This is a genomic window from Exilibacterium tricleocarpae, assembly GCF_007004655.1.
In the GTDB taxonomy this organism is placed as follows: Bacteria; Pseudomonadota; Gammaproteobacteria; order Pseudomonadales; family Cellvibrionaceae; genus Exilibacterium; species Exilibacterium tricleocarpae.
The window spans coordinates 130,583-156,192 of the sequence record NZ_ML660096.1; the positions used below are offsets into that span (position 1 = coordinate 130,583).

Here is a 25,610-nt window from a genome sequence, read left to right on the forward strand (position 1 = left end):
TATCCACCTAACTTTCGCAGGAGACGAAACCATGCTTCGACTATTGAGCACCATCGTAATACTGGGTGCAGCGGCTGCGCTGGCAGGCTGCTCGGGCAGCAACCAAGACGATGCAGCAGCGCCGTTGCGTCCGGTGACGGCAATGAGAATTGCCGAGCACCCCGACACCGGCGTCCGCCGCTTTCCCGGGACCCTGCGCGCCCGCGATCGCAGTGAACTCAGTTTCGATGTGGCGGGTACCGTTACGAAACTTCATGTCGATATCGGCGATAGCTTTAACAAAGGCGATATCCTCGCGCAACTGGACGATCAGTTGATCCGACTCGACCTGTCGCGCAGTGAGGCAGACTTGATTGAAGCGAGAGCGACCCTGGCGGAGGCGGAATTGGACCACACCCGCCGCGCCCGCTTGGTTGACACCGGGGCCATTGCCAGGGCCGAGTTCGACGCCGCTGCCGCCCAACTCAACCGCACCCGCGCCCGGGTCGAGTCACTGCTTGCCAGGGTCGATTCGGCCCGGCGGCGACTCAGAGACACCCGTGTCGTCGCGCCCTATAACGGCGAGGTGGCGGCGCGTCATATTGAACCGGCGCAGACCATCCAGGTCGGCCTCCCCGTGCTCAGCGTGGTGGGTTCCGGCAGCGGTATGGAAGCGGCCTTTTACCTGCCGGAACGCCTGCGGCCATCCTTTGCGATCGGCACCCCGGTCAGCATACATATCAAGTCAACCGGCGAGAAACTGCCGGGTACAATCACCCAGATAAGCACCAGCGTGAATGGCGCCGGCCTCTACCCGGTGACAGCAGCGGTGGAGGCAGCGGCACGGACCTTTCTCTCTCCGGGGATGGCTGTGGATATCGCCGCAAAGCGCGACGGCTCGCGTGAAGTGATCATTCCTCACACCGCGATTCTCGCCGCCGGTTCGCAGACAGCCAATGCGGTTTACCGGATCGATCCCGTTACCGAGAAACTTCTTTTAACACCGGTGCGGGTGGAGCGACTGTCGCGCAGCGGCGCCGTTATCAGCACGGGACTCGACATGGGCGATATTATCGTTACACGGGGAGTGGATTTTCTCGACCACGGCCAGGCGGTATACCCGACCGGGCTCAAAACCGGTGTAGTCCGCTTTAACCCCTAGGCTCGAGATTCAGTATGAACCTTTCCGAGTACGCGTTCAGCTATCGCCCGGTTGTGATACTGGTTGCCGTGGCCGCCATGATCTATGGCGTGGCCAGCTTTTTTTCCCTGCCGGCACGGGAGGACCCGGAAATCAAGATCCGCGAGGCGATGATCACCACGGCATTCGCTGATATGCCCGCCGAGCGCGTTGAGCGATTGATTACCAAACCTCTTGAAGAGGCCGTTATCACACTCCCGGAACTCGACGAGGTGCGCTCGACATCCATCGATGGCCTCTCCATCATTCACGCCAAAGTCGAAGACCAGTACCACGATCTCGACCAGGTCTGGGACGAACTCGCCGAGGCGGTTGAGGCCGCCCGGGTCAAGTTACCGGCCGGCACCAGCACGCCTGTCGTCAACGACGACTTCGGCGATGTCGCGGTCATCACGCTGGCCCTTTGGGGCAGCGACTATGGGATGCACGAACTGTTCGACCTCGCCCAACACGCCCGCGACCAGCTTATTACCGTACCGGGCACACGTCGGATCGAGATTCTCGGCGCTCGCGAAGAAAGGGTTTATCTGGAGTTTGAAAATGCCGTGCTGGCCGAGTTGGATATTCCTCCCGACACCCTCTATGCCACACTGCGCAACCAGAATATTGTCAACCCCAACGGCCTCGCCGATCTTGGCGAGCGCGCAGTCTTAATCGGCGTATCTGGTGAATTTAAACGTATCGATGATATCGAGAGCGTACTGATCCGTACCCCGAATGAGGGTTCTTTGTTGCAGTTACGGGATATCGCCACGGTGACCCGGGGCTATGCCGAGCCCTATCAAACGGGAGCATTTTTTAATGGCGAACCCGCTATTGTCCTGGCTGTCAGCATGCAGCCGGAGGAAAGCGTGCTCAACTATTCCGAGCGTGCCCTCAACACCATTAACGACCTGCAGGCGACACTCCCCGCCGGCGCAAACTTGGATATCATTACCTATCAGGCCGACCAGGTTGCCAACGCTGTCTACGGTGTCTCTGTCAGCGTACTGCAAACACTCGCCATAGTACTGGGGGTAGTGATCCTGTTTCTCGGTCTGCGCACCGGACTGGTGGTCGGTTCGATCGTACCCGGCGTTATGCTGGCGACGCTGGCGGTGATGGGTATTTTCGATATGCAACTCGAGCGCATGAGCCTGGCAACCCTGGTTATCGCCTTGGGCCTGCTGGTGGACAACGGTATTGTGGTGGCCGAGGACTTTAAGCACCGACTGCAACAGCACGGCAACCGCGACCGGGCGCTGCGTGAAACCGGAGGCGAACTCGCTCTGCCCCTGCTGTCATCGTCGCTCACCACTGTGCTGGTATTTCTGCCGCTGATGCTTGCCCAACATCCTGCGGGCGAATACACACGCAATATATCACTGTTAATATTGATCTCCCTGACGATCTCCTGGGTTCTCGCCATGACAGTGACACCGACGCTGTGTCACAAGTTTATTAAAATACCGGAGCAGGCCATCAATCGAAAACCACGGTGGCAACTGTTTGCTGCGGTTGAATTGGTCTATGAAAAACTGCTGCGCCGTGTGCTGTCTGTACGTATTGCATTTATTGCGGTCGTGGTGGTGCTGTTTTTTCTGTCTATCGCCGCCATGAGTACAGTTCCCAAGCGCTTTTTCCCGAGCAGCGACCGGTCACAGATTCTGATCGAGGTGAATCTACCGGCGGGTGTGACCACCCAGGCTACCGAAGCGCAGATAGCGCGCATAACCGATATTATCGACGACCGGGCCCGTTACCCCGAACTCGACAATGTCATCGCCTATGTCGGCTTCGGCGGGCCGCGCTTCGTGCTGTCATTGACCCCACTTGATCCGGCGCCCAATATAGGTTTTATGGTCGTCAACGCCACTGACAAAGAGGCTGCCGAAGCGGCGATCCCCAGGCTTCGGGAGGACTTGCGCAGTGAGGTATCAGAGGCCGAGGTGCGCGTGTCGGGTATGTTTTTGGGCCCGTCCGATCCCAATGTCATACAGATTCAGGTAAAAGGCCCGGACGCTGACTACGTCTACACACAGTCAAAACAACTGGAAAAGATTCTCGCCGATATTCCCGGCACTATGCAGCTATGGTCCGACTGGTTTAACCGCTCGACCCGCCTCAATATCGACGTGGACCAGGCACTGGCGCGCAATGCCGGCGTCAGCACCCGTGGGGTAGCCGACACTATAGCGGGATATTTTTCCGGACGCGCGGTGGCGGAGTATCGCGACGGCGATGAAGTCTTCCCGATCGTGGCGCGCGCGGTGGCGGCGGAGCGGGAAAATCTCGATCGCCTCGAAACACTTGCGGTCCACCTGCCCGGCAGCGCCGCAAGCGTGCCCCTGGCACAGGTCGCCACCATAGAAACCGTCAGCGGCTTTCCGCGAATTCAGCGCGAGGACCTCACTCGCACGGTGACAGTGGAAGCACGCAATATGCGTGTGTCGCCGGAAGATATGGCGCCCGAGGTAGCCAAGCAGCTCGCCGCACTGAACGCTTCCCTGGCGCCCGGGCATGTCGCCGAGTTTGACGGTATTATTGAGGACTCCGCCGCCGGCAAGGCGGCGCTCAGTGCTAATTTTCCACTCGCCCTGGGCCTGGTCGCCATTTTACTGGTGGCCCAGTTTAACAGCTACCTGCGCCCGTTGATCATTCTACTGACCATCCCTCTGATTCTGATCGGCGCTGTGCTCGGTCTGAAACTGATGCAGGCGGACTTCGGCTTCATCGTTATCCTCGGCCTGCTGGCCCTGGCGGGCATTATTGTCAATAACGCCATCGTGCTGATCGATCGTATCGATATCGAGCGCAGTCGCGGCAAGGGGGCGGACCTCGACGCCGTGATCGCCGCCTGTGTCAGGCGCCTGCGACCGATTTTGATGGCCACCATTACCACGATTGTCGGCCTGTTGCCGCTTATCATCGGTGAGGATGTACTGTTTTTCGGGATGGCCAGCGCCATCGCCTTTGGTCTCGCAGTCGGGACGGTATTGACCCTCGGTGTCGTGCCGGTGCTCTACTGTTTTTTCTTCGGCATCAAAACGCCGGTGACACCGCCTACAAATCAGCCCCATAGCGCTTGATCAGGTAATCAGTGTATACAACTCCGCCGTGGTATCGCGAAAGATGGGTGGCATCGCGGAACATATCCGGCGTAATATCAGCCAGCGCCTGATGATCGCTTACCGCGAGACCGGTAGCCCGCTCGATGCTTTGTACAGCATCGGCCAACCTGTCCCGCGCAGCATCGGAATAGTGAATCCAGCGCGTATTGCGTGGTAACAGCACAATTTCAACCTTATCTGAAAACTGTTTGAAATTCTCGACAACACCAATAAAACTCTCGATCAGTGCCGGCTCAAAGTGCAACTGTTGGATATCAGCCGAGAGGATACGCCCTAAACGGTAGTTTTGCATTGTGATGTCGTTCTGGAAAGTGGCATAGTACTGATGAAAAATGCTGACCGTGGCGGCGGATCTTTCTGCGGGTATTGTGCCGCCGCCCTGCCAGCCGTAATGCCAGCGCTCTCCACGGTAGTCCGGATAATCCTGTTTAAACAGTTCATCAAGCTTTTCATCCAGGCCCCGGCGTTTCTCAAGCAGCGCTGTCGGCTCTGCCGGGAGCATACTGCGATCCGGGGGAAAGAGTTTACCGCCAAAGTGACTGGTCAACATCTCTGCGGAAACGGCGTTGCGGAGGTACTTGATAGTAAACAACAAGGCTCCCCTGGCAGGGTCTCGCCTGGCTATCTGCCACAGTTCCCTGTCAGTGGCCAACATCACCAGAAAAGAGTCGACTACCGGCGCAGCTCGGTTCCAGCGGACACGGGTGGCTTGAAAAGGGTTGAATTCAATAATCGCCAGTTTTAGTGTTCTGCCCTCCTGGTGAAAAACCTCGCGGATACGGCGGGAAAAGTAGTCTTGAAAAAACGGATTAAGCCCACCAAACCCAAAGTTAAAAGACTTGATATTCTTGCCCTGACTATTGAGTTCACGGTCAAATTGGCGCGGTGAAAAACCGGCCCGCACCATTGAGGAGCCAAAAAACATCACCAGTTCCTGCTCCTCACTGAGTATTCTCGGCAGCGCCGCACGCGCCTCGCTGACACGCCCCATAGTATTGGCCGCTGTTACGCCGCTGGCATCGGCAATCCAGTTGACGACACCCCCAGCAAGCCCCATGCCCAGGGTAATAACGAATGCTATTTTTGCGTAACGTTTTCTAGAACTGGAAGTAGATAAACTCATTGCTCGGTTCTCCTATAAACAGACAGAGCGCTTGCCCCAATACCATCAATGGCCAGAATAGGCAGGGTAGATTTTCCAGCTTTTTTGCGTCTCTCAACACATAAAGGTCCATAAGGTGGATCAGCAGAATACTGACAGCGACCATCCAGAAAACGGTTGTCGCTGCAGGCGCCGATGCCACATCGGCAACGGGAAAATGCATATCCGCCAACATGGAAACAGCTGTGCTCATATCCGCAGCCCTGAAAAATACCCATCCGATCAACACCAGGTAAAAGGTAACCCCCCACTTGAGCAAACGAATAAAAACACTCTTCGATCGGTTCAAAGCCTCACTGATCGCCAGGCCGCTCAAACAGTGTGTTGCAGTGATAATGGCGCCATGAAATGCACCCCACGCCACAAACGTCCAGGCCGCACCGTGCCAGAGACCGCCAAGCAACAGGGTAATAAATATATTTCGAGTGCGGTTGCCGTGTCGGTTACCTCCGAGAGACACGTACAAATAATCCCTCAACCAGCTCGACAGTGAAATATGCCAGCGGCGCCAGAAGTCCACCGGCGACAGTGCAAAGTACGGCACCCTGAAATTCAGGGGAATCTGAAAGCCCAGCAGCAATGCAATTCCGATTGCCATATCGGTATAGCCGGAAAAATCCCCGTAAATCTGCCCGGCAAACGCCAGGACACCGGTCCACAACTCCAGGGTGCTGACGGCCCCTTCAGCATCGAAAGCCCTCTGCGCCGGGATCGCCATCAAATCAGCGCTGGTTTTCTTGATCAGACCAACGGTGATCAGCAAAAAACCGTGCTTGGCGGACTCCCAGCTTGGCAGCGCAATACTGTGCATCTGCGGCAGTATTTGCCGCGCTCGCAAAATCGGACCGGCAACCAACTGCGGGAAAAAAGACAGCGCCGCCACAAATTCCACCAGGCCCTTGCGCGGCGCCATATCGCCGCGATAAACATCGATGGTATAACTCAGGCTCTGGAACGTATAGAAGGAGATGCCTACCGGCAATACCCAGGATAAGACGGGTAGTGAGGCCTGGTAGCCAAACAATTGCAAAAAGTCTGCCACCGATAACAACACAAAGTCGGCGTATTTAAATAAGCCGAGAAGCCCCAGATTGACAACCAGGGAGAGCGTGACCCATAACTGTTTGATACGCCGGTTGGGGGTAGCGGCTATCGCCTGGGCGATAAAGTAATCGGCCACACCGCTGGCGACTAAAAGCGGAATAAACCGGTAGTTCCAGGCGCCGTAGAAAACCAGACTGCCAACCAAAATCAAATAGACTCTCGGCTTCTGTCGTAAAAAGAAAAAGCCGTAAAATAAGAAAAAGACACAAAAAAACATAAAGAATAGCGGTGTGTTAAATATCACGACCTGCAACCTCCGCTAAAGTGTTGATGGCACCAGGAGACTTGTTTTCCATGGCAGTATTTCCTTTATTGCGGGCAAAGCGATCCCTGGCAGCTTGTCGCCGATGCAGGGGAGAAGCTGGCAGAAAGACTGGTTGTTGGGGTAGTGACCTATTCGGTCGCGTTATGGGCTAGCAGAAAGCTTCTGATTTCCTCGGTTGACGCCATATTGAGCGGTGAACGGATTTCATCGTTGTCCCGATCTGCCGTCTCGACTTTTAAATTGACATCGGCACCGTTTTCAACCAGCCATCGGGTCATAGCCAGATGGCCGCGACGCGCTGCGTTGATCAGCGGTGTTTCGTCGTAGGGAACGACGGCGTCGATATCGGCGCCATGGGCAAGCAGCACGTCGGCGATACCAGTACTGTCCATCATGGCTGCTGTAATCAGCGGGTTCCCGTCGCCGATAGCCGCCTGGTTAACATCCGCTCCCAACCCGATCAACGCGCGCACCAGCGTCAGGTTTTTGCGCCTGACCGCCACAATCAAAGCGGTGCCTTCGCCGGCCATCGGTGTATTGATATCCAGGCCGTCAGCTATCATGCCTTGAATTGCCGTCAGATCATTGTCGGTTACCGCGCTAAGCAACTGCTCCTGTTGCGAACGAGACAGTCTTGGCGGCGCTTCGACAGCGGCGACATTTATTCTCGGTGCATATCCCTGCGCGGTGGTAATGGTGGTAACCGCCAATAGCAAACACGTGGCAACGACCAACACCGTTGCCGGTTTAGGGTGCAAATGACTGTCCAATACCTGCTCGACCCGTTGTTTAAGCGCCTTCTTGCGACTGAACAAACCCATCGCCAAACCATTGTCGCGCCGGGTTAACATCAGTTTCGCACAGTCGACCAGTGCTTGCGCATAGATCTTGCTGTCGGGCAACTGCCTGGCTGCGCGGATATCGCAGGCCAGTTCACGGTTAATATGAATCCGCCGGTCTAACCAGCGAGCCACCGGGCTCCACCAAAAAACAACGGCACTGAGTTCCTGCAACACACCAAACCAGAGATCCCGGCGTTTGATATGAGCCAGCTCATGCAGTACTACCGGAATCAACTGTTGCTCACCGAGGTTGCGCAGTAGCGATGCGGGAATCACGATGGCCGGCCTCAGCAACCCGGTGGCCAGGGGCGTCGCGGTGCGGTTTGATATCAAAATAGGCACGTCGACAAGTCTGTGGACCGGGTGTTCGGCCGGCAGGAGATCGGCACCGCCGACGATATATTTAGTGCGTAAACAGGAACCCGCCAGTTGCAAGAGTCGCCAGATAGCGCCCAATGACCAGATGACGATACAGAGGTTCAACAGTGAATTCGTCTTAAAGATAAAATGGGGGGGAAGGTGCCATTCAGGCGTGGACCGGCCCAGCGGCCTTGATTGCACCGGCGCGCTTCCGCCGGCAGCCGCGCTGCCACCCGCTGTGACCGAAGAACCGGTTGCGGGTGCATCGCCCACCGCCGCATAAACGTTCGGCCGCTGTTCAGCCAATACATCTTTTGTAACCAGAGCGAGCGGGTAGAAAGTCGCGAGTATAAAAGCTGTCAACCATAACCAGCTTTGTAATTCGGCACTGGGTTTGCGGGCCCGGACAAACAAGGACAACAGCACCAACAACGCCGTGCCAATCAAAATATGATGAATCGCAACCGTTGACCAGGCCATGAACAGAGTCTGCATAACCCTACCCTCCCTTTTCGTCCGCTTGATCAATTTTCTTTTGCAACTCCGCCAAATCGTCAAAATCCAAATCGGTTTCCCGGAGCAAGTGCTGGGCAAGGACTTCCGGAGAGCCACCAAAAAAACGGTTTAGCAGCGTCTTTAACGCCCCTTTTTGCGCATCATTGCGCGTGATTTTCGGGTGATAGATAAACGCGCGACCCTCTTTGCGAAAACCGGCGTACTCTTTTTCCGCAAGGATCTTGCACATGGTCTGGACCGTGGTGTAGGCCGTCTCTTTGTCCTGTGCCAGGGTATCGGTGATCTCTTTCACCGAAGCCTCTCCACGCTGCCACAGAATTTCCATGATCCGTTGCTCGCTATCGGTTAATTGTTCAGATTTTTTGCGCGCCATGGGGACACCTACTAATTCTTTAGTTTTGGATACTATAAGGCTTGGAAATAAAATGCAACTAATTAATTAGTTTTTACAGATGAAGCAGACGAGAGGCTTGAACAAATGTGTGAGCGCGCCGGTATGAACTTGGATATAACCAGCTAAGAATTTGATTCAACTATAGTTTTTATATAACACGATCCACACCCGAGCGCTAAAAGAATACCTGCGGGCTACTGTTAAGCGGTTGGCGCAGGGACTCGACCGTCAGGGTTGTATACTGGCGTGATTGTATTTGCGGCGCCCGCTCTTCCACTTGCACCTCCCGGCGCAGCAACAGGCCGTCGTCGTTATATTGGTACCGGTACACCCAGTCAAAGCTGCCATCGGCGTCGCGGTCCCATCGATAGGTCTCGACGCGCCCCTGGCTATAGTCAAATTCCAGTATCTGCCTGTTGCCGCCGGGATCGGAGCCCGGATGCACAACCGGCGAGTCCAGCCGAACCGCTTCCCTTTCCAATCGGGTTATCCGCTCGCTGTCGTCTCTGGTCACGGCCACCTTTCGCACCGACAGGCAGCTCCGGCCGATATACACGATCTCGCCGGGTAACTGCTCAAAGCTGCCCTCTCTGATGGGAGAACCGGTCTGCAGGCGCCGGCAGGAAATCAGGCTGCCATTGTCGGCATAGTCAAAGCGATCTTCGACAACGCTTGCGCCTGTGGTCCTGGTCCGGCTCAGCCGGCGCCCTTCCTCATAGGTCTCCACGACCGTGTAATCCTCCGGGACCCGGATGATGGTGGAACCGTTATCCGGTGCGATAAACCGCCAATCCTGGGCTTTTCTTACCAACTCGCCCGCTTCGTTGTAGGTGTAAACCGTATCGTTGAGCGCGGTCCAGTTAACAGCAATACCGACCACCACCTCGCCGCCGGTATCGATCGCGCCGTTAAAGTCGGTCAGTAAAAACGGCCAGGCACCAGGGTCAATATAAGGGGAAAACGTTATTGGCACATAAGCCGGGGCGAAAAACTCAGGTCCTGAGGTATCAACCCTCGGCGCCACCGGCGAGAAGTGCAAAAATGTCTGCAAAGGGACCGCCGTAACAACCGCGGCATGCCACTCGGAGCTTGAGGAAACCAGATTACCGGTCGCATCGTAGACATTTCTCACTTGGCCGATGGGCTTGTCGCTGTCATCCAGGCGCGACAGCTGCAGCAGGCGGCCGGTGCTGTCATATTCCGATAATTCGATATAACTCAGTGACGGCGAAGCCTCATGGGTATAATCCAGCCGTGCCGGATAACCGTTCGCATCGTAGGCCAATAGCGCGGTACCCAGCAGCCGCGGCGTCTTTTCGTCGGTGTAAGTAATCTGCGCCAGGCTGCCGTCGGGGTTATAGTCGTATTCGACTTTGCGCTCCGCCGTGCCGTCACCGTCATCATCGAAGAAATCGCGGCGCGGGAGTTGTAGCGAAACGCTTAGTCCCTGCGCTTCCATAAAGTGGTTTTGGGCCTCCAAGGGTGTCTGGAAGAAACCCGCCTGCTGATTGATAATACGCCGCAGGCCCGCCTCATAAAGCTCCGGCAGCGGCAGGTCCAAATCCAGGCTGTCGCCGTCCAGGGCTTCGTTAAGCCCCGTCAGGTCAATACCGTTGTCGGGGTTGTGATCGCGGTCAAGGGATTGCAGCAACAGCAGGATATTGATCAGGCGGTTTTTTGTGTCGCCGGTGCCGGCGGCATCGAGGCTGTCGACACCGACCAGGTCCAGCGGCGTTACCTCAGCCGCCGCCGGCGCACTGCCCAACAGTGTGCCGCCGAGACTAAAAGACACACGTTCCCCGCGCCTGTAGGTAAACCGTCCCGCACTGTCGGTCAGGCCGGATTGTGTGGGCGTTTCATAATAGATGCCCGCTACCGGGCTATCGGTAAAAACACCCGATTGCAACCCGTTGTTGCTGGAGGAATCGCCGCATCCTGCCAGCGCCATAACGGCGCTTACCACCATCGCTTTAAACTTCACTGTTCAGTCCCTGTCGCAAAGAAGAGATCAGCTATTATACGGTTGGGCTCCGGCCGGACAAGTCATACATAATGTACGATAAGGCTACGAGAGTTATCGGTCCTGAAGCGCCACCTATCGGTAAGGGCAGGTCGCACCTGAGCAGCTATTGATCGGGTTGATAAGCGAAGGGCAAGGGTGGTTGCGGCCGCGTTTATCCACCGCCCTACTTACTGTCTCCCGAGCCAAGCTCCGCATAGTACTGCGCTATCACCTCGATTTGATCATCGGTAAAGTTATGCGTTACATCGGCCATCCTGCTCTCGGGAACCAGCTTTGCCCGGTAACCCTTTAATTTACTGACCAATTCGCTCTTGGTCATCCCGGCGATAGGCGGCCAGCCGGGAATGGCGGACTCGCCACCCGGGCCGTGACATTTTTTGCACAGCTCCACCAAAGGAAGTGACTTGGCCGCCTCATCTGCGACAACCGGCAAGCCGGATAAAACCACGAGAAAAACTACACTCAGCTTCACTTTCAAGATGCCTACTTTTTTCAAGATGCTCATTAACTGATCCTCAATGGCCAACACCGGGGGGTGGCCCGGACACCCGTTTCATATGGCGTATTCGCCGACAGGGCCGCTTATCATATACCACCCGTCGCGCTACAACCACGGAACCGTTACTCACCATTTAGAAAGAGTCACTGTACACCGTCAGTCACGGCACCCTCCGCTATTGCGGGCCGTGCATCCACCCGAAAAAACCAAACTAACCCCCGATAAACAGACCTGCCTTGGGGCTCGAGTCGACATTGTTTACAGTCGATTCCCAGGACCGGCAATCCGCCGCCATTAATAGTATGGATATCATAGGGTTAGAGTGCTTGGTTTGTTTTTTGCTGTGCTTTGACAGTAGCCAACCTGGATTTTGTAGGTGTTAGTGCAGGTGTTGGAGCCATCGGTCGCTACTAGTAACGACATGACATAACGTTAGCAGTCGAGTGAATAAAACATGGGTATTTCAGTATCACAGTTAAAGCAAGCGGGCCATATAAAAAAGGTCGTTATCCACTCCATCGATTTAAGTCTATATCTGGTCTCCGTGGTTGTTGATCAGGAGGAGCACTATGTCACCGACAACACCGGCGCTCCGCTAAAATCCCACAACCTCAAAGAGCTGAAATCACTTTTGAGCCAGTCAAATATCGGTAAAGCAGCGATGGAGCAGCAAAGCATTCACGGAAAGAGTATCCACGGAAAAAACTTTTACGGAAAAGGTCGTCTCGACACCAGAGCCGACCGGGAACTCGCCTGATAACGCAAGCGGATGCCGGCAGCAACAGCCGGCGTTTTTACCATCAGCGTCCTTCACAACCGGTGCTCCGGCACCCCGTCAAAATAACGCCTCCTGCCTGGGGATAGGCCAGGCCGGCAGCGGCTGCAAAGCGAGAGATTGCGAGTAGCCCATAAGCCTTCTGTGAAAATCCTCCGCAAAATCCGGGCAGTGCAGATTGTTCGGACAGTGAACCATAAAGTACACCGCGTGGCCCGCCCCGATATAGCCCGTCACCCGTTGCAGCCACTCCTCCACAAAAGCGGCATTGTACTGTGGGTCGGGATGCAGGATCAGCCGTACAAATACCAGCCGGTTGTGGACATTTTCGACCACCGGTACATCGGGCTTTTGGTGCTTTCCGGCCAACACCTCCGGGTGATTGCGATCCCCCTGGTAGAGCGGCCGACTGTCGAACATCACTAAACCCGCATTGTACTTTTCCAACAATGGCTCAATAAGCTGCGGGCGGGCAAAAAAGCCCAGATGGCGCAACTCGAGTACATACCGAAAACAAGCGGGGAGTTGGTCAAATAAACGTTCGATAACAGGAAGATGGCGCGGTTCGAGATGCGCGGGGAACTGCACCAGAAAAGGTCCCAGATGCTCGCCAAGTCGACCGACAGCGTCGAGAAATTGCTTCAGATCGCCCCAGCGGGGGTTGCGCTCATGAGTGACCGAGCGCGGTATTTTAAAACAAAACTCAAAGTCCGTGCCGGCCACGTCCCGGCGCCAGCGCTCAACCGTGCTGAAATCCGGTATGCCGTAAAAAGTCGTATTGCCCTCAACGGTGTTGAACACCTGGGCGTAACTGGCGAGTTGACTCGGTGCAGCCGTAAAAAAGCGGTCTTTCCATCCGGAAAATCCCCAGGCGGGGAGGCCGAGCCGGTAACCCAAATATGGTCGCGTCATTATGCTCAACAGTAGGCGGTTAGCGGGAAATTAGTATAGAGGTCGGGAGCAAAGGTCCGACAGTATACAATCGAAAAACCCCTCTGGCGAGAGCTCACGCCACGCCGGCAGCGCGATCGACACAAACGGTTTTCATATAAAATCAATGGCCTGGCCTGATTCATCGAGTACACTGGGCGCCGGTTAACCAGGCCTCACAACCGGGCCGCAGGCGACGGGACATAGCAGTGCGGATCATTCTCAGCAGAAAAGGTTTTGACTCCGGCGCCGGTGGTTGCCCGAGTCCCCTATTCCCCGACGGTACCTGCTACGCACTGCCGATACCCGACCCGCAGTCACGCATCACCTACGGCGAACTACACCACGGTCAAACTAATATCGGCGAACTGGTCCGTGATCTGACGGGTGGAACCTACGGGCCCGAACACGGGGCCCACCTGGACCCCGATATCCAACCCCACGCCTACCCGCGCCAGGCCGGCTGGCGCCCACTGTTGGGGCAGACGCACGCCGCTCAGGGCCACCTGCGCAAGCAGAATGTAGACGTGGGGGATCTCTTTTTGTTTTTTGGCCTGTTCAGACCGGTAGCACACACCGGGAACGGCTGGCGCTTTATAAAACAGGCCCCGGCCCGACACGCCCTTTGGGGTTGGTTACAGATCGATAAGGTCGTTAAGGTTGATACGTTAAACCCGGCGGCCTTGCCCTGGGTCCGCTACCATCCACATTTGCAAATGGCCGCGGACAAGAACAACACCCTGTATATCGCCACCGAACGACTCCACCTGAACGGCAGACAACTGGCCGCCCCCGGTGCCGGTAGCTTTGCCCGCCTCGGCGACCGCCAGCAATTGACCGCTCCGGACGCCAAATCCCCTACCTGCTGGCGCCTGCCGCTGGGCTTTTTTCCGGCTCTGGGAAAGGTACCGCTCAGCTATCACCATCGGCGCGACCGCTGGCGCAAAGACAAAAACTACTGCTATCTCACCAGCGCAGCCAGGGGCCAGGAGTTTGTATTGGACACCGCCCAATATCCCGAGGTCCTCGGCTGGTTGCAGGCATTGCTAACAACGTAGCGCACCGCGCCGGCATATCACCGCCGCCGAACAGCGACACGATAAAGGGTGTCGCTATGACCGGTTAGAAAGCGGCGGAGGCAAATAATTTCTCCACTTCGCCGATATACTTGTCGTAGTAGTGCATACCGGCGGCGGTGAAAATAATCATATAGAGCTGATCGTCCTTTATTGAGGCAATGACATCACCCTTTGTCTGCAGACCGTTTACCGTAAAGTACTCTACGTTGAAGCGAAACCCCCTGTTGTCGCCAAACTTTGCCGGGCGTAAATTGCTGGTATCGACCGCCACCTGACCGTTGTACCTGTTTTTGATAGAGGTTTCCACCATCTCCTCGATCTCATTGGGCAGCATGTCAGAGGAAAACGCAGGCATGGGTATGTTTTTATTGGGCTGTTTGAAAATCGGAGAACCAGTGCTCACCCCGCCGACAAACACAAGCTGATTTAAACTCTGCCCGTCAGCCGTCCAAACCTCGGTGTTCTTGCCGGGGTTGTACTGCGACGGCGCTTTGTTCCAGGCGATAGAAGGTGTTATCTGTATGCCTCCACCGGTCGTGGTCTTGGCGGGAACCAGGCTGTACTGCACACAGCCGGACAACGACAGAATGAATAGAGTCAGGATAATTTTTTTCATAATTTCACTACTTTATCGAGTCAATGTAGAAAGTAATCATTTCGTGGTCGCTTGCCGCCGGCACCTTATCCAGATAGGCCTGGAAGTATTTTTTAGCAAGCTGCTTTTCTTTTTTCTTTAGGTGTAAATACCCCAGCTCACGATAGGACACCGCCGGTGCATCCCGGTGAGTTACGGCCTTTTTGTATTCATCAATAGCGACGTCAATATCGCCGTCGTTTTTTCGCAAACGACGCAGCTCGCCGCTGAAAAAGTGCAGCATACCTTTGGAGTGCCCAACCTGCCGATGGTGTGCCAACAATGCTTCGGTTTGACCATATTCCTGTAGCTTTATATGCTCAGTCATAAAATCAAAATAAAGCGGGGACACCCTTTTCACAAATCTCTCGGTATGTGTTTTGTATTTCCTGCCGCCTTTCGCGGCGTAGACGCCGGCAAGTCGTTTCAACGCGTGCGCCCGCTCTCTCGACTGGGGATGGGTAGCAAAAAACAGGCTGCCTTTTTCTTTACTTTCATCCATTTCCCTTTCTCTGACGACATGATCCCAGAGATAACTGGCCTCGACCGGTCGATACCCGTTTTTTACCATCAACTGCACACCGTAACGATCGGCCTCGCGCTCCTGTTCGCGATTAAAGGCCATAGCGCCGGAAGCCATACCCAGTGTCGCCAGGCCGTGCACTCCCGTCAAAGCTCCCAGACCAATATCCAAAACGGCCGCCACTGCCATACCATCGCGGGCAGTTCGCCAGTTGCGAATTTGATGAGAGCGCAGATAGTGGCCTATCTCATGCCCGAGAATCGCGGCAAGTTGCGCTTCATTGGCTACCCGCAACAGCGTTCCCGTCCATATATGCATCATGCCGTTGGGGTACATCGAGGCGTTGAAATGCGGGTTGTTGATAATATAGACCCGAATCTGCCCGCAGTATTCTCCCGCTAAACGGCATACGATGTCCTTGATATAAAGATTGATCTCAGCTTCCCTGACCAGATAGGGAGAACGCTTGACCTCCTCTTCGATCTTGTCGACTTTATACCAGAAGCCGCCCTCGTCGGTATCGATGGCGGGCCGATAGCCGACCTCGATCGAGGGTTCAATCTGTTCCGGTACTGCACCCGAGGGGCCTGATACCAGCCACAGTGCGAGAAAGAAAAGTAGCGCCCATATTTTCACTGTTATACCTTCGCTATACCTTCCCATGCTTACATTATCGCGCGCACAAACCGTTTATACCGAGTCCGCGCCCGGCAGGGTGTCAAGCAGGCTTTTCACCGTGTTTCTGGCGGGTTCTATTTTCCGCAAATCACCGGTGGAGCTCATCAACCGGTTAAACCAGACGATATCACCGGACTTTAAATCCACCAGCGAGGCGAAGCCCACCTGCATTCCGCCGCTGACACTGGCACCGAGCAGCGCCATCCCGATTTGCATGGCGACCCGCCCGCCGCTGGCATAGCTGTCACGGACAAAAACAAACAGTGCATAATCGGCATCGGTGTCGGACTCCAGTGCCCTGGCACCGCGACCGAGCGTCCAGTCAAAGGCGCCGTTTTTGGCCGGCAGCCGCAGCGGTCCGAGATGATGGGTGAGGATACTCAATCCCACTGCCTCGTGTAATTTCTCCATCTGTACTGCGGTGGCGGCGGGGTCCTGGACGACTGATTCATACGATTCCAGCGTTGCGCCTCGATCGCTGACCTCCTCTGCCAGCGCCGTCTGCATATGCGTTATCGCGTTGGTGGTCCACTCTGCCTGTGGTTCCGTAAGCCCGGCAGCAGTCAGGACCGACAACTCCACGTCCAAAGGCATTAGCAGGATTTTGGGGGAGCGCTCTGACACCGCCAGTTGGCCGACAGTTTTGACACTGACGGTGTGAGCGGTTTCACAACCCGCCAAAAACATCAGCAAGGCCGGAATCATTAAACACTTTATCAACTGGTGTGAAAGAAAAACCGGAGCGACCCGATTTACAGATAGGCTAACCATAAAAACGTCCTTTTTATAATCTTTTCTATTTTTTTAGGTTTGTACAACTTCCAGTTTTAAAAGCCGCAACAGGGTTTTACAAACAGGGCTTTACAATTACTTTCGGCTTTTAAAAATTATTATTTATAATGCTTTTAAAACAAGTAGGTCTTGAAACGAGTGATTACTCTATAAAGTATTTTTATCTGGCCATGAAGCCTAGCATTTCTGGTAATTCCTTGGCAAGGCTAACCACAGGCAAACCCGTTATCGCATAACCCCGACCGAATTCCGCCCCAGGCATACACCTTGATGTAAGGTTGCCGGACACAAGGTTAGCGAACACCTACTCCAAAATACTTCGGCAGGCAGCGCTTCGACAAAAGTTACAACCGGTTATCGTTATTTGATAGACACAGGCAATATCTGCCCGCTTCGGATTATTGGCGAGGCGGTTTTTATGGCACTCGCTTCAGGCACGGTTGGTACTTTAGCAGGGAAGCGTCAATTTATCGGCGAAGCCCCATATGTACCCGCACTCTATCGTGGCTGCTCAGTCACGTTATACATCGGCGACGGCATACCAACATCCAATCTCACGCAAACCTGATTTGGAAGTCACAGCCACACACCCCGGACTGTCGGGAAAAGGGGCACAATTTGTCACAACAAATACAACAATTCTTTACCTTTCATATCACAAGCTTCTGCTAGACTCCTGGCGTTATCCCGGCGGTCGTCTGGACTGCCGTATTTATAAAGAAGCAAACTGAGGACAAAGGAGTTGTAAATGCGATCGACCGCAAAGTATTTGGCCTTACTATCATCCGCTGGTCTGCTGTGTTTCGCGCCAGTAGCCGCCGTAGGCGCTGAAGACACAGTGCCACCGGTAGCGACGGCAGAAGATGACGACCACGGCTGGAGTCTCGGTCTCGCCGTCATTAATTCCGACAGCACCTATATCGATTACGACGAGCGCTTTCCGGTGCTGCCGATGATCGAATACACGAGCGAAAACTTCACCTTCTTTCCACTGGGCATTTCATACCGGCTTTTTACCACTGAGACCAAGGACCCGAAATCCAAGCCGGTGAAAAACGCGGAGTCCGATTGGGCACTGACGCTTCACACACGCCTGAACTTCGGTTTCGGTGAACGCGACGAAGACGAATCGGAGATATTTGCCGATATGGAGGAGCGTGAATACGGGTCGACGGCGGGCCTGAGTCTGGAAGTCGGGACACCGATAGGTGCCTTCGAGTTCACAGCCGACACCGATATTACCAATGCGTCGGAGGGCAGCACTGCGACGCTGAGCTATGGGTTCCCGATTTATTTTACTCAGAAGCTAGCCGTATTGGGCAGCCTCGGCTTAGAGTACCAGGATCGAGACTACACTGATTACTACTACGGCGTTAGGGAAACCGAGGTCAGAGCGGACCGCCTCGCCTATCGCGCGGATGCAGCCACTAACAGCTTTTTGGGTTACGCCCTCTTTTATCAGCTGTCGACGAAATGGAGTTTAATTCACTCCGCCCGCTACCTTAAACTCCATGACGAAATCGTCGACTCCACTCTCACCACGGATGAAGACAATCAGCTGGAGGCTATACTGGGCGTTCGTTATTCATTTTAAGCGGGCGCGGTGGCGGTATCGGGTATTTTTAAGCCTGCCGGTAGGCAGGCCTCTGCAATCTCGAACGACTCGCTACTACACTCCCACGTCTGGCACGAGGTTTAAGTGCGGGGCTGAAAAACACCCGGCGGCAGAACGACCGATTAAAAGCCGGCTGCACAGCAGGCCCCACCACCACTAACGACAGTTCCCTCTTTTCTCACAGTTTTTCAATACACCGGGCCAGTTACCATCTGCCCGTTGAACCATGGCAGCCGGGTCTTTCAAAAACTTCTTCATCGATGTGTTGTTGTAGTTGAGGTAGAGTTTACCGTCAATAATCGTCCAACTGTTCGGTCTTATCGAGGTGGTAAAATTGCGTGAGACGGAAAAAGCGCAATAACCGCCGTATTGAGGTGCGTAGGCTTCGGGATCGCGACTGAATTTATCGCGGTTTTCCGCACTGGCGAATTTCCAGGTGGCGCCCTTCCATTCATAGACAAATTCATCTTTGCCCATCACCGCGCGGGCACCTGGCTCTAAATCGAAGTAGGCGACTACATCCGCCCCCTTGATGGCGCCTTTGCTCTTGTGAGAGTAGAAAGGGGGATCGGCGGCCAGGGCGACCGCGGCATACAACGCTATAACAACCACACAGAATTTTTTGAAAACCATACCATTAACCCGTTATTTTTAGTTTTGCCAATAGGCGTTTACCAACAAGCATGCGCTCTTAGGACCGGTGGCAATATCATTAGTTCCAACAAACCACACTCAGTCATCGCTGCGCTGCGCCACCACGAGAGACCACCAGCCCCCAGCGGCGCCGGCAAAAGCGGTCTGCCAATACCAGGCCGACACGTCGGTCCAGGTGGTGCCGTCGGCGGCGGCGATATATTCGCACACGCGCAATGTCTGAGTATCTTTCACCGCGCGAAAACACCCCATGGCAATGCCGCTCTGGTTGTGTTCGACCGGCAACGGCGTAACCGCATAACCCACACCTCTAAAACAATCGGCGGCCGGATGCAGGCGCCGGGTAGGCGTCGCTATCCAGCGCATAATAATTTCGCGGCGGCCGTCAGAGAAGCGGCCGATCCTGCCGGGAAAGTCCTGCACAAACAGGCGCTCCCTGTGCGACAGCTGCAACGGCGTCAGCGGCTGCTCCTCATAGTGGTCCGGCCAACCGGGAAAAGCATCACCGCTCACTGTCGATGCGGCGCCGGAAAACAGTACCGGAGCCAGGCCGGCAAAAATGGCGGCGCCTAAAAAGGCCGGCGTCGACCGGCCTACACCGGCGAACATGTCTTCCACCTGTTGAGCACAGCCACCAGCACCGCGGCGATGCCGATAAAAACGGCGACGCCAACGCCCTCGTGCCACCAGGGTGCGGCGGGGGTGACGATACCGGTCTCCAGGTAAAACAGACTGCCCGCCCGCAAGACATTGCCAAACAGCACCAGCACCGCGCAAACACCCAGCGCCCGCAACGTCTCCAGACCGGTAAAGTTACGCAGGTAGGCCAGCGTAAACGTCAGCAGCACACCGGCCCACAGCATGGTAATACCACTGCAGGGTGCGTCAAACTGTATCTGTTGATCCTGCCAGACGAGGTAGGTCCCTTCGCGGTGTACCGACAGGCCGTTCATTCTCAGCAGCGGCACCGTCAGCCCGGCGCTGATCAGTCTGGCGGGATACCCCAGATAAAACTGCAAAGAAGGCACCACCGGCAGCGCACACAGCACCATGCCCCAATAAGCCGGCGGCGGGCGGCGACCGAATACGCCCCGATGTAAAGTGAGGAAAACACAGAGCATGGCAATGGCGGCTTTGAAAATCGGCGGCGTCGGCCACAACCAGTAAGACGCACCGTAAATCAACAGCAAGACCACTTGCGGCACCAGCGAGAAACGCACTATCCGTCGCTTGGACATGACCGAAAAGACAACCAGGCAGGCTGTGACGGCCACCACGGCCAGCAGCCCGGCCATATCGCCCGCCGCCTGAGCTGCACGCCGGGCAAGCCAGCTCCAGCTATCCCAGAAAGCAAGCAACTGGCAGAGCAGTACGCCCGCCAGCCAGGCTAGATTCCGGGTGGTCGCATCGCGCTCTTCCATCCCAATAGGTCCCGTCTCATTAACCATAACATTATCGCCACCACAACCAGCGCCAGCAGCCACTGTTCCGGCTCCGGAATCGTGGGCACCGAGTTGGCAGCCACCGGCTCGAGGTTATTGGCCCGATACTGGCCGGCATTCTCCAGCACCACGGCGCCGCTCACCGCCGTCACCAACTGATGGGCGGCGGCGATATCTACAGCATTTTGTCGCTGGGTCTCGTCGCCCTGTCGCACCAGTTCACCAACCCGATCGCGGGCCCAAAGCCGTGCGATATGCGCGGAGCCTTGCGTTATGCCCTCAAGCTCCGCCGACTGGTAACGATTATAGGTATAGCGCCGGGCGGGGCTAAGTGCAATCTCAAAGTAACCGGCAAGGTCGTCAGCGATCGTAGCGAGCCGCGGCAGCGTTCGCGCCGACAAGCTCCAGTTCCCATGCGCCAATAACTGGTTGGGCCCCGGCGCCAGACTGTACAACGCGATGCGCGGCAGTCGGGTCAGGCGCCCGAGGGTTTGTTCGAAAGCCGCAGCGCTGCCGGCGAATTCGATCGGCTGGGGTCGATGCACCCACAGCAGCTCACCGTTTTCATAGCGCTCCAATTGTCGCAGGGCCTGCGCCAGGGCCGGGGCGTTGTCCTGTCCGCCGGTAAATTCTGTCGCCTCGAGTGCATGCTGGAACAACTGCTGTTGGGCCGGTGTCCACGCGGCGATGGGCACTTGCGCGCCCTCTTCGGCGGCGATCACCAGACCGACCCGGGCGCCTGCCGGGATATGTTTAAACACGGCGCCGAGGACTTCGACCACCGCCCCGGCTTGCCGGGAGCCGTCCAGCACGATCATTAACGCCGCGGCCGCGACTGTGTCCTGCTCGATAACCTCCTGCACTACCGGTGGCCCGCCTTCCACGGCGGCCCACCGGCGCGCAGTACCGGTATCGCGAGCAGCAGTAATAACTCTTCTGGAGCGCGACAACGCAGCATCGTCAACGCCCGCCTGCACCCGAAAAAGTGACTCGTGCACCTTTTGTAAGTCAACCCGCGGCAAATTAGTCTGCAACGATTGCCGGCTCTCCAACCAAAGCGCGTGTTCGAGCCCGGCATCGATACTAAAATTTCTGTCGGCGATAGCCGGCAGTATCAGCCGTACCTGATCCCGGTCCAACAGTTCAAGGGGCGCCGTGATACCCAGGCGAAATTTAATGGTGCCGCCACTGGACATCACGGGAAAAGCCTGTGCCTGCACGCGGTCGGTGCCCCGGGTGGTTACCAACAACGGGTCCTGCAGCCTGCGCACCACACTTTCATAGGCGCGGCGAACCTGCGCCCGGCCGGCGAATGCCGCCTCCCGCTCTTCGCCGTCTATCCACAGGGTGGCGCGAGACACAACGCCGCCGGGCGGCAGCGCCAGTTGCAACCTGGCTTCCCGCTGCCGCGACGATGTGTTGGTGAACTCGAGCGTCCATTCCAGATAGGCCACCCCTTCCTCGCTGTCGAGTGACCCGTCTATGCGAGAGGAGGTCAAGTGCAGCCCTTTGACAATGCCACCAATAGCGGTGCCGCCCTGATCGCGGTCGAACTCGAACTCCTCGTTCGCCCGCCGCCAGGGTCCGCCGGCATAGGGCGGCGGTCGACTGTTGAAGGGTTCTCCCGTCACGCGGTAAAAAATTTCCCGCACCTTATCCACCGGGGTCGATTTCAGCGGGCTAAAAAGAAAAACTTCGCGACCGAAAAGCATCAATGCGAAACTCAATGGACCGGCGGGGCGGCCGGTGCGATCGTAACTGCGGCGCAGTATTATCTCTTCGTCACCCAGCAGCCGCAACAGCCGCACGCCCTGCAAACTCTCCGCGGCCGAGGGACTGGCTGCCCAGCGGATGCCAAGGTGCGTGGCAGCGGCGGGTATATCCATGACCACCAGAATCAGCAAGCCGGTGAGGATACCGCGCCACTGCGACACCACCCGCATATTTTGCCCGGCGGCGGCAGCGCAATAACGCCGGTAAAAAATAATGGTCACTACCAGCGACACCAACGGCGCCAGGGGCAGCAGGCCGGCCCCGAAGTACAGGATGGCGATGGCGGCAAGCGGTGTCAGGGGTAGAAACATCAAGGTGTAAACCGCAGCCACGCCGATCGCCAGCCCCGCCAGTAAACTGAGTATCACACTGTGCCTGAGACGCCCGTCACGCAGTTGCCGCCACAGCAGGAAATTCGACAGCGGCACGGCGGCTACCAGAATACCGTGCCAGATTGAAGGCAGCGGGTCGAAAAATATCTCGGCACAAAGCTTGGTGGAGACTTCAAAACAGATAACACCGACGGGGTAGGCAACCCCAAGCGCAAACAATATCCAACCGGGCGTTTTTTTGGTTTCCATAAGGCGGCGGCTTCTTTAGCGTGTTTGGGCGACAACCATAGTAGTACGATAACGGCGTCCAGATCCACAGTTGCCACAATTGATCACAAACTGCCTCGAAAACGCCACAAACCCGCAACTGCCGCCGTCTATACCGAAACCAGTTTCTCAGTTTCCGCCGTGCCAGCGCAATCTGTAGCAGCCCGCAAATTCACGAAAAAATTATTGCTTTAGGTGTCAAAAAAAATCTTTGTGAACGCATTCAAAGTAACCGCCTTTGAAATTCGGTTTCATCCGCACATCACTTCACTGTGAGCTGACTTATCTTTTGATCGTCAACAACACCTTATCTCAAAAATTCAATCCACAACCCAATCAATAATACTAAGGAGGTCCCATGAGGTGCTATTCGCAACGCAGAAGTTTGTGCGGCAACTTTATGCGATATGTTTCACTCATCGGCATGACCGGCATCTTGGCATTGTCTTCCTCTCTCGCGACAGCGCAGACCGACGACAATGTATTCAATTCAAGCGCAAGGACAATACTGGACGCCAGGGCTCTGGAGTTCAGTGAACCGGCTGCCGCCCGCTCGATCGACGGCGCCGCTGACAGCGTGCGGGTGGAGTTTTCCGCCTACGATCAGAAATTCTCGCTGGTGCTGAAAAAAAACACCCGTTTAGTGCGAGATATGCAAGGTGCCATGGGCTCAAACGTGCAACTTTACAAAGGCCGGCTCGAGGGTGTCGACGACTCCTGGGTACGCCTGACCCGCAAAAACGGCACCTTTAACGGCGCCATCTACGACGGCAATGAACTCTACCTTATCGATGAAACCGGCGATGCCAAAAGCGACATGGTGCCGTGGCTGCAAAGCAAGATCAGCGCCGAACAGCCGCGCTCGGTGATCTACAAGTTTTCAGACACTTCGGACACGGCGACCTGCGGCGTCGAGGACGACAAAAGCAGCGCCTATCAGCGCCTGGTCAACGAACTGAAAAACAGTGCCGCCAATGCCGATGTGGCCATGGCCGCAGACCTGCAGGTGAACCTGGCGATCGTTGCCGATACGCAATATGTCGCCAGCAGCAGCGGCGACACCAACGGCCAGATATTGTCGCAGATGAACGTGGTGGACGGGATTTTCTCCGAGCAGGTGGGTGTGCAGTTCGGCATCGAGCGAATCATCGCCCTGTCCAACAACGGCACGCTGACCTCCACCAACCCCTCCACCCTGCTCAACAGGTTTCGCTCCTACGTCAACAGCCAGGTCGGCAACCCGGGACTGGCGCATCTGTTTACCGGTAAAAACCTCAACGGCAATGTTATCGGCATCGCCTACCTCAGGGCCCTGTGCACCAGCAACGGTGTCGGCGTCACCCAGGCCGGCGGCAGGGGCAACCGGGGCGCACTGACGGCGGCCCACGAGTTCGGCCACAACTTCGGCGCACCGCACGACAACCAGGGCGGCTCGGCCTGTGCCAGCACCGCGGGGCGCTTTCTGATGAATCCCTCCATCAACGGCAGCGACCAGTTCTCTCAGTGCAGCCTGCGCCAGATTGCACCGATCGTGGCCAACGCCGGTTGCCTGGTGCCCGGCAACGGCGGCCCCAACCCGCCGCCGCCGGCACCCGACTGTGTTGCCGGCGCCCTGGACCTGCGCAATGTCACCGCCTACTCCGGCAACAACACGGGTAGTTTTTCCGTGGCGGACAACGGCTGCTCCATCACCCTCAACGGCAATATCTGGCGCATCACCGAAACCGGCTACGATATAACGCCGGAAACCGAGGTGACGTTCGAGTTTACCGCCAGTGGTTCAGGTGAAATTCAAGGCATCGGCTTCGACGGCGACCGCAGTGCCAGCTCCAACCGCGTGTTTAAACTGGCCGGTACCCAGAACTGGGGGATCGGCGGTTTCACTTATACCGGTAACGGCTCGCCGCAGACTTTCACCATTCCAGTCGGCGATTTCTATACCGGTGTCAACTTCGGCCTGGTCATCGCCAACGATAAAGACAGCGGCTCGGCCAACAATTCGGTGACCGTCAGCAATGTCGTGTTGTCCAACGGCACCTCGACGCCGCCCAGCGCCTGTATAGAACTCGAAGACGTGGTCCCTTTCTCCAGCAGAAATACCGGTTCTTTCAACGCCTCAGGATGCAATATGACGTTGAACGGCAATATCTGGAGAGCCACCAACCAAAACTTCGAGATCACGCCGGATACGGTGCTGACGTTTGATTTCTCCAGCAACGGCACCGGTGAAATTCACGGTATCGGCTTCGATGGCGACAACAGAGCCAGCAGCAATCGCATCTTCAAACTGACCGGCTCGCAAAACTGGGGCATCGCGGATTACTCTTACAGCGGCGGCAACCAGTCTTTTGAAATTCCCATCGGCCAATACTACACCGGCAGCAATATGCGGTTGATTCTCGTCAACGACAAAGATCGGGGCAGCGGCAACAACCAGAGCGTCTTCAGCAATGTGAAGCTCGTTACCCCGTAGGAAAGTGTTTATTAAATACCGATAACGGGTTACCCCTCGGTAAAATCGCGCACAGGGAAGTGCATCAAATACAACAGTTCATCGCCCTTCAACACAGCCAGGCACGTTGACGCAGGTTACTCATTCCTCGTTCAAAAAAAACGCTCCGGTAATCGCAATGATTCCCAGTTGCTCTGCGCACTGCGTCG

Annotated in this window: 20 protein-coding genes; 6 read left to right on the forward strand and 14 right to left on the reverse strand. The window is 56.0% G+C overall.

Going from position 1 to position 25,610, the window contains the following annotated elements; translation table 11 throughout:
- The first annotated feature begins 31 nt into the window (after positions 1-31).
- Both FKG94_RS16335 and FKG94_RS16340 read left to right on the forward strand, forming a co-directional pair.
- Complete coding sequence (locus FKG94_RS16335; protein WP_142905396.1) at positions 32-1,141, forward strand: efflux RND transporter periplasmic adaptor subunit; 1,110 nt, start codon at positions 32-34, stop codon at positions 1,139-1,141.
- A gap of 14 nt (positions 1,142-1,155) precedes the next feature.
- Entirely contained in the window at positions 1,156-4,248 is a 3,093-nt protein-coding gene (locus FKG94_RS16340; RefSeq protein WP_142905397.1) for an efflux RND transporter permease subunit, read from the forward strand.
- Here FKG94_RS16340 and FKG94_RS16345 read toward each other — a convergent pair.
- The 6 genes from FKG94_RS16345 to FKG94_RS16370 form a co-directional block, all read right to left on the reverse strand.
- A complete protein-coding gene (locus FKG94_RS16345) occupies positions 4,223-5,413 on the reverse strand; it encodes a hypothetical protein (protein WP_142905398.1) in 1,191 nt (396 codons plus the stop codon). The two genes, FKG94_RS16340 and FKG94_RS16345, sit on opposite strands and share 26 nt — an antisense overlap.
- Positions 5,388-6,707, reverse strand: a complete 1,320-nt coding sequence (locus tag FKG94_RS16350; protein WP_218943554.1) for an MBOAT family O-acyltransferase — start codon at positions 6,705-6,707, stop codon at positions 5,388-5,390. Before FKG94_RS16350 ends, FKG94_RS16345 begins: the two co-directional genes overlap by 26 nt.
- A gap of 242 nt (positions 6,708-6,949) precedes the next feature.
- On the reverse strand, positions 6,950-8,518 hold the full coding sequence (locus FKG94_RS16355) for a M56 family metallopeptidase (protein ID WP_142905400.1): 1,569 nt from the start codon (positions 8,516-8,518) through the stop codon (positions 6,950-6,952).
- A gap of 4 nt (positions 8,519-8,522) precedes the next feature.
- Complete coding sequence (locus FKG94_RS16360) at positions 8,523-8,912, reverse strand: BlaI/MecI/CopY family transcriptional regulator (protein WP_142905401.1); 390 nt, start codon at positions 8,910-8,912, stop codon at positions 8,523-8,525.
- Positions 8,913-9,108: 196 nt separating this feature from the next.
- Positions 9,109-10,914 carry a hypothetical protein gene (locus tag FKG94_RS16365; RefSeq protein WP_142905402.1) on the reverse strand — a complete coding sequence of 602 codons (1,806 nt, stop codon included), beginning with the start codon at positions 10,912-10,914 and terminating at the stop codon, positions 9,109-9,111.
- Between the two features lie 205 nt (positions 10,915-11,119).
- Positions 11,120-11,461: a c-type cytochrome gene (locus FKG94_RS16370; protein ID WP_142905403.1), complete on the reverse strand. Its 342-nt coding sequence runs from the start codon at positions 11,459-11,461 to the stop codon at positions 11,120-11,122.
- A gap of 448 nt (positions 11,462-11,909) precedes the next feature.
- On the opposite strand from FKG94_RS16370, the gene FKG94_RS16375 reads away from it, so the two are divergent.
- On the forward strand, positions 11,910-12,212 hold the full coding sequence (locus FKG94_RS16375; protein WP_142905404.1) for a DUF6482 family protein: 303 nt from the start codon (positions 11,910-11,912) through the stop codon (positions 12,210-12,212).
- Between the two features lie 78 nt (positions 12,213-12,290).
- On the opposite strand, the gene FKG94_RS16380 is transcribed toward FKG94_RS16375, so the two are convergent.
- Positions 12,291-13,142 carry a DUF72 domain-containing protein gene (locus tag FKG94_RS16380; protein ID WP_142905405.1) on the reverse strand — a complete coding sequence of 284 codons (852 nt, stop codon included), beginning with the start codon at positions 13,140-13,142 and terminating at the stop codon, positions 12,291-12,293.
- 227 nt (positions 13,143-13,369) lie between these two features.
- Here FKG94_RS16380 and FKG94_RS16385 point away from each other — a divergent pair, with 227 nt between their 5' ends.
- Complete coding sequence (locus FKG94_RS16385; RefSeq protein WP_142905406.1) at positions 13,370-14,218, forward strand: Nmad3 family putative nucleotide modification protein; 849 nt, start codon at positions 13,370-13,372, stop codon at positions 14,216-14,218.
- 64 nt (positions 14,219-14,282) lie between these two features.
- Here FKG94_RS16385 and FKG94_RS16390 read toward each other — a convergent pair whose 3' ends face one another.
- Genes FKG94_RS16390 through FKG94_RS16400 form a run of 3 tightly spaced genes read right to left on the reverse strand, consistent with a single transcriptional unit; the run spans position 14,283 to position 16,779 of the window.
- Positions 14,283-14,855 (reverse strand): hypothetical protein, encoded by a 573-nt coding sequence (locus tag FKG94_RS16390; RefSeq protein WP_142905407.1) that lies wholly within the window; start codon positions 14,853-14,855, stop codon positions 14,283-14,285.
- Between the two features lie 7 nt (positions 14,856-14,862).
- Complete coding sequence (locus FKG94_RS16395; RefSeq protein WP_179957680.1) at positions 14,863-16,032, reverse strand: M48 family metallopeptidase; 1,170 nt, start codon at positions 16,030-16,032, stop codon at positions 14,863-14,865.
- 54 nt (positions 16,033-16,086) lie between these two features.
- Positions 16,087-16,779, reverse strand: coding sequence for a hypothetical protein (locus FKG94_RS16400; protein ID WP_142905409.1), 693 nt, complete (start codon positions 16,777-16,779; stop codon positions 16,087-16,089).
- Between the two features lie 835 nt (positions 16,780-17,614).
- On the opposite strand from FKG94_RS16400, the gene FKG94_RS16405 reads away from it, so the two are divergent.
- The gene (locus tag FKG94_RS16405; protein WP_142905410.1) at positions 17,615-18,460 is read left to right on the forward strand and encodes a MipA/OmpV family protein; all 846 of its coding nucleotides are present in this window, start codon (positions 17,615-17,617) and stop codon (positions 18,458-18,460) included.
- A gap of 177 nt (positions 18,461-18,637) precedes the next feature.
- On the opposite strand, the gene FKG94_RS16410 is transcribed toward FKG94_RS16405, so the two are convergent.
- From FKG94_RS16410 to FKG94_RS16425, 4 genes are all read right to left on the reverse strand, one after another.
- Complete coding sequence (locus FKG94_RS16410; protein WP_142905411.1) at positions 18,638-19,114, reverse strand: YHS domain-containing (seleno)protein; 477 nt, start codon at positions 19,112-19,114, stop codon at positions 18,638-18,640.
- 99 nt (positions 19,115-19,213) lie between these two features.
- Positions 19,214-19,744, reverse strand: a complete 531-nt coding sequence (locus FKG94_RS16415) for a hypothetical protein (RefSeq protein ID WP_142905412.1) — start codon at positions 19,742-19,744, stop codon at positions 19,214-19,216.
- Positions 19,729-20,556 carry an archaeosortase/exosortase family protein gene (locus FKG94_RS16420; protein WP_179957681.1) on the reverse strand — a complete coding sequence of 276 codons (828 nt, stop codon included), beginning with the start codon at positions 20,554-20,556 and terminating at the stop codon, positions 19,729-19,731. Before FKG94_RS16420 ends, FKG94_RS16415 begins: the two co-directional genes overlap by 16 nt.
- The gene (locus tag FKG94_RS16425) at positions 20,523-22,931 is read right to left on the reverse strand and encodes a VIT domain-containing protein (RefSeq protein WP_142905414.1); all 2,409 of its coding nucleotides are present in this window, start codon (positions 22,929-22,931) and stop codon (positions 20,523-20,525) included. Before FKG94_RS16425 ends, FKG94_RS16420 begins: the two co-directional genes overlap by 34 nt.
- A 418-nt stretch (positions 22,932-23,349) precedes the next feature.
- Between FKG94_RS16425 and FKG94_RS16430 the strand changes: the two genes are divergently transcribed.
- Positions 23,350-25,422, forward strand: coding sequence for a M12 family metallo-peptidase (locus tag FKG94_RS16430; RefSeq protein ID WP_179957682.1), 2,073 nt, complete (start codon positions 23,350-23,352; stop codon positions 25,420-25,422).
- Positions 25,423-25,610 lie beyond the last annotated feature (188 nt).

Excerpts from the sequence above, each read along its gene's own strand:
- FKG94_RS16375 (WP_142905404.1), top strand. The coding sequence starts at position 11,910 with ATGGGTATTTCAGTATCACAGTTAAAGCAAGCGGGCCATATAAAAAAG.
- FKG94_RS16425 (WP_142905414.1), bottom strand. The coding sequence starts at position 22,931 with ATGGAAACCAAAAAAACGCCCGGTTGGATATTGTTTGCGCTTGGGGTT.
- FKG94_RS16380 (WP_142905405.1), bottom strand. The coding sequence starts at position 13,142 with ATGACGCGACCATATTTGGGTTACCGGCTCGGCCTCCCCGCCTGGGGA.
- FKG94_RS16370 (WP_142905403.1), bottom strand. The coding sequence starts at position 11,461 with ATGAGCATCTTGAAAAAAGTAGGCATCTTGAAAGTGAAGCTGAGTGTA.
- FKG94_RS16415 (WP_142905412.1), bottom strand. The coding sequence starts at position 19,744 with ATGTTCGCCGGTGTAGGCCGGTCGACGCCGGCCTTTTTAGGCGCCGCC.
- FKG94_RS16410 (WP_142905411.1), bottom strand. The coding sequence starts at position 19,114 with ATGGTTTTCAAAAAATTCTGTGTGGTTGTTATAGCGTTGTATGCCGCG.
- FKG94_RS16420 (WP_179957681.1), bottom strand. The coding sequence starts at position 20,556 with ATGGAAGAGCGCGATGCGACCACCCGGAATCTAGCCTGGCTGGCGGGC.
- FKG94_RS16360 (WP_142905401.1), bottom strand. The coding sequence starts at position 8,912 with ATGGCGCGCAAAAAATCTGAACAATTAACCGATAGCGAGCAACGGATC.
- FKG94_RS16405 (WP_142905410.1), top strand. The coding sequence starts at position 17,615 with ATGCGATCGACCGCAAAGTATTTGGCCTTACTATCATCCGCTGGTCTG.
- FKG94_RS16335 (WP_142905396.1), top strand. The coding sequence starts at position 32 with ATGCTTCGACTATTGAGCACCATCGTAATACTGGGTGCAGCGGCTGCG.
- FKG94_RS16355 (WP_142905400.1), bottom strand. The coding sequence starts at position 8,518 with ATGCAGACTCTGTTCATGGCCTGGTCAACGGTTGCGATTCATCATATT.
- FKG94_RS16400 (WP_142905409.1), bottom strand. The coding sequence starts at position 16,779 with ATGATTCCGGCCTTGCTGATGTTTTTGGCGGGTTGTGAAACCGCTCAC.
- FKG94_RS16345 (WP_142905398.1), bottom strand. The coding sequence starts at position 5,413 with ATGAGTTTATCTACTTCCAGTTCTAGAAAACGTTACGCAAAAATAGCA.
- FKG94_RS16340 (WP_142905397.1), top strand. The coding sequence starts at position 1,156 with ATGAACCTTTCCGAGTACGCGTTCAGCTATCGCCCGGTTGTGATACTG.
- FKG94_RS16390 (WP_142905407.1), bottom strand. The coding sequence starts at position 14,855 with ATGAAAAAAATTATCCTGACTCTATTCATTCTGTCGTTGTCCGGCTGT.
- FKG94_RS16430 (WP_179957682.1), top strand. The coding sequence starts at position 23,350 with ATGCGATATGTTTCACTCATCGGCATGACCGGCATCTTGGCATTGTCT.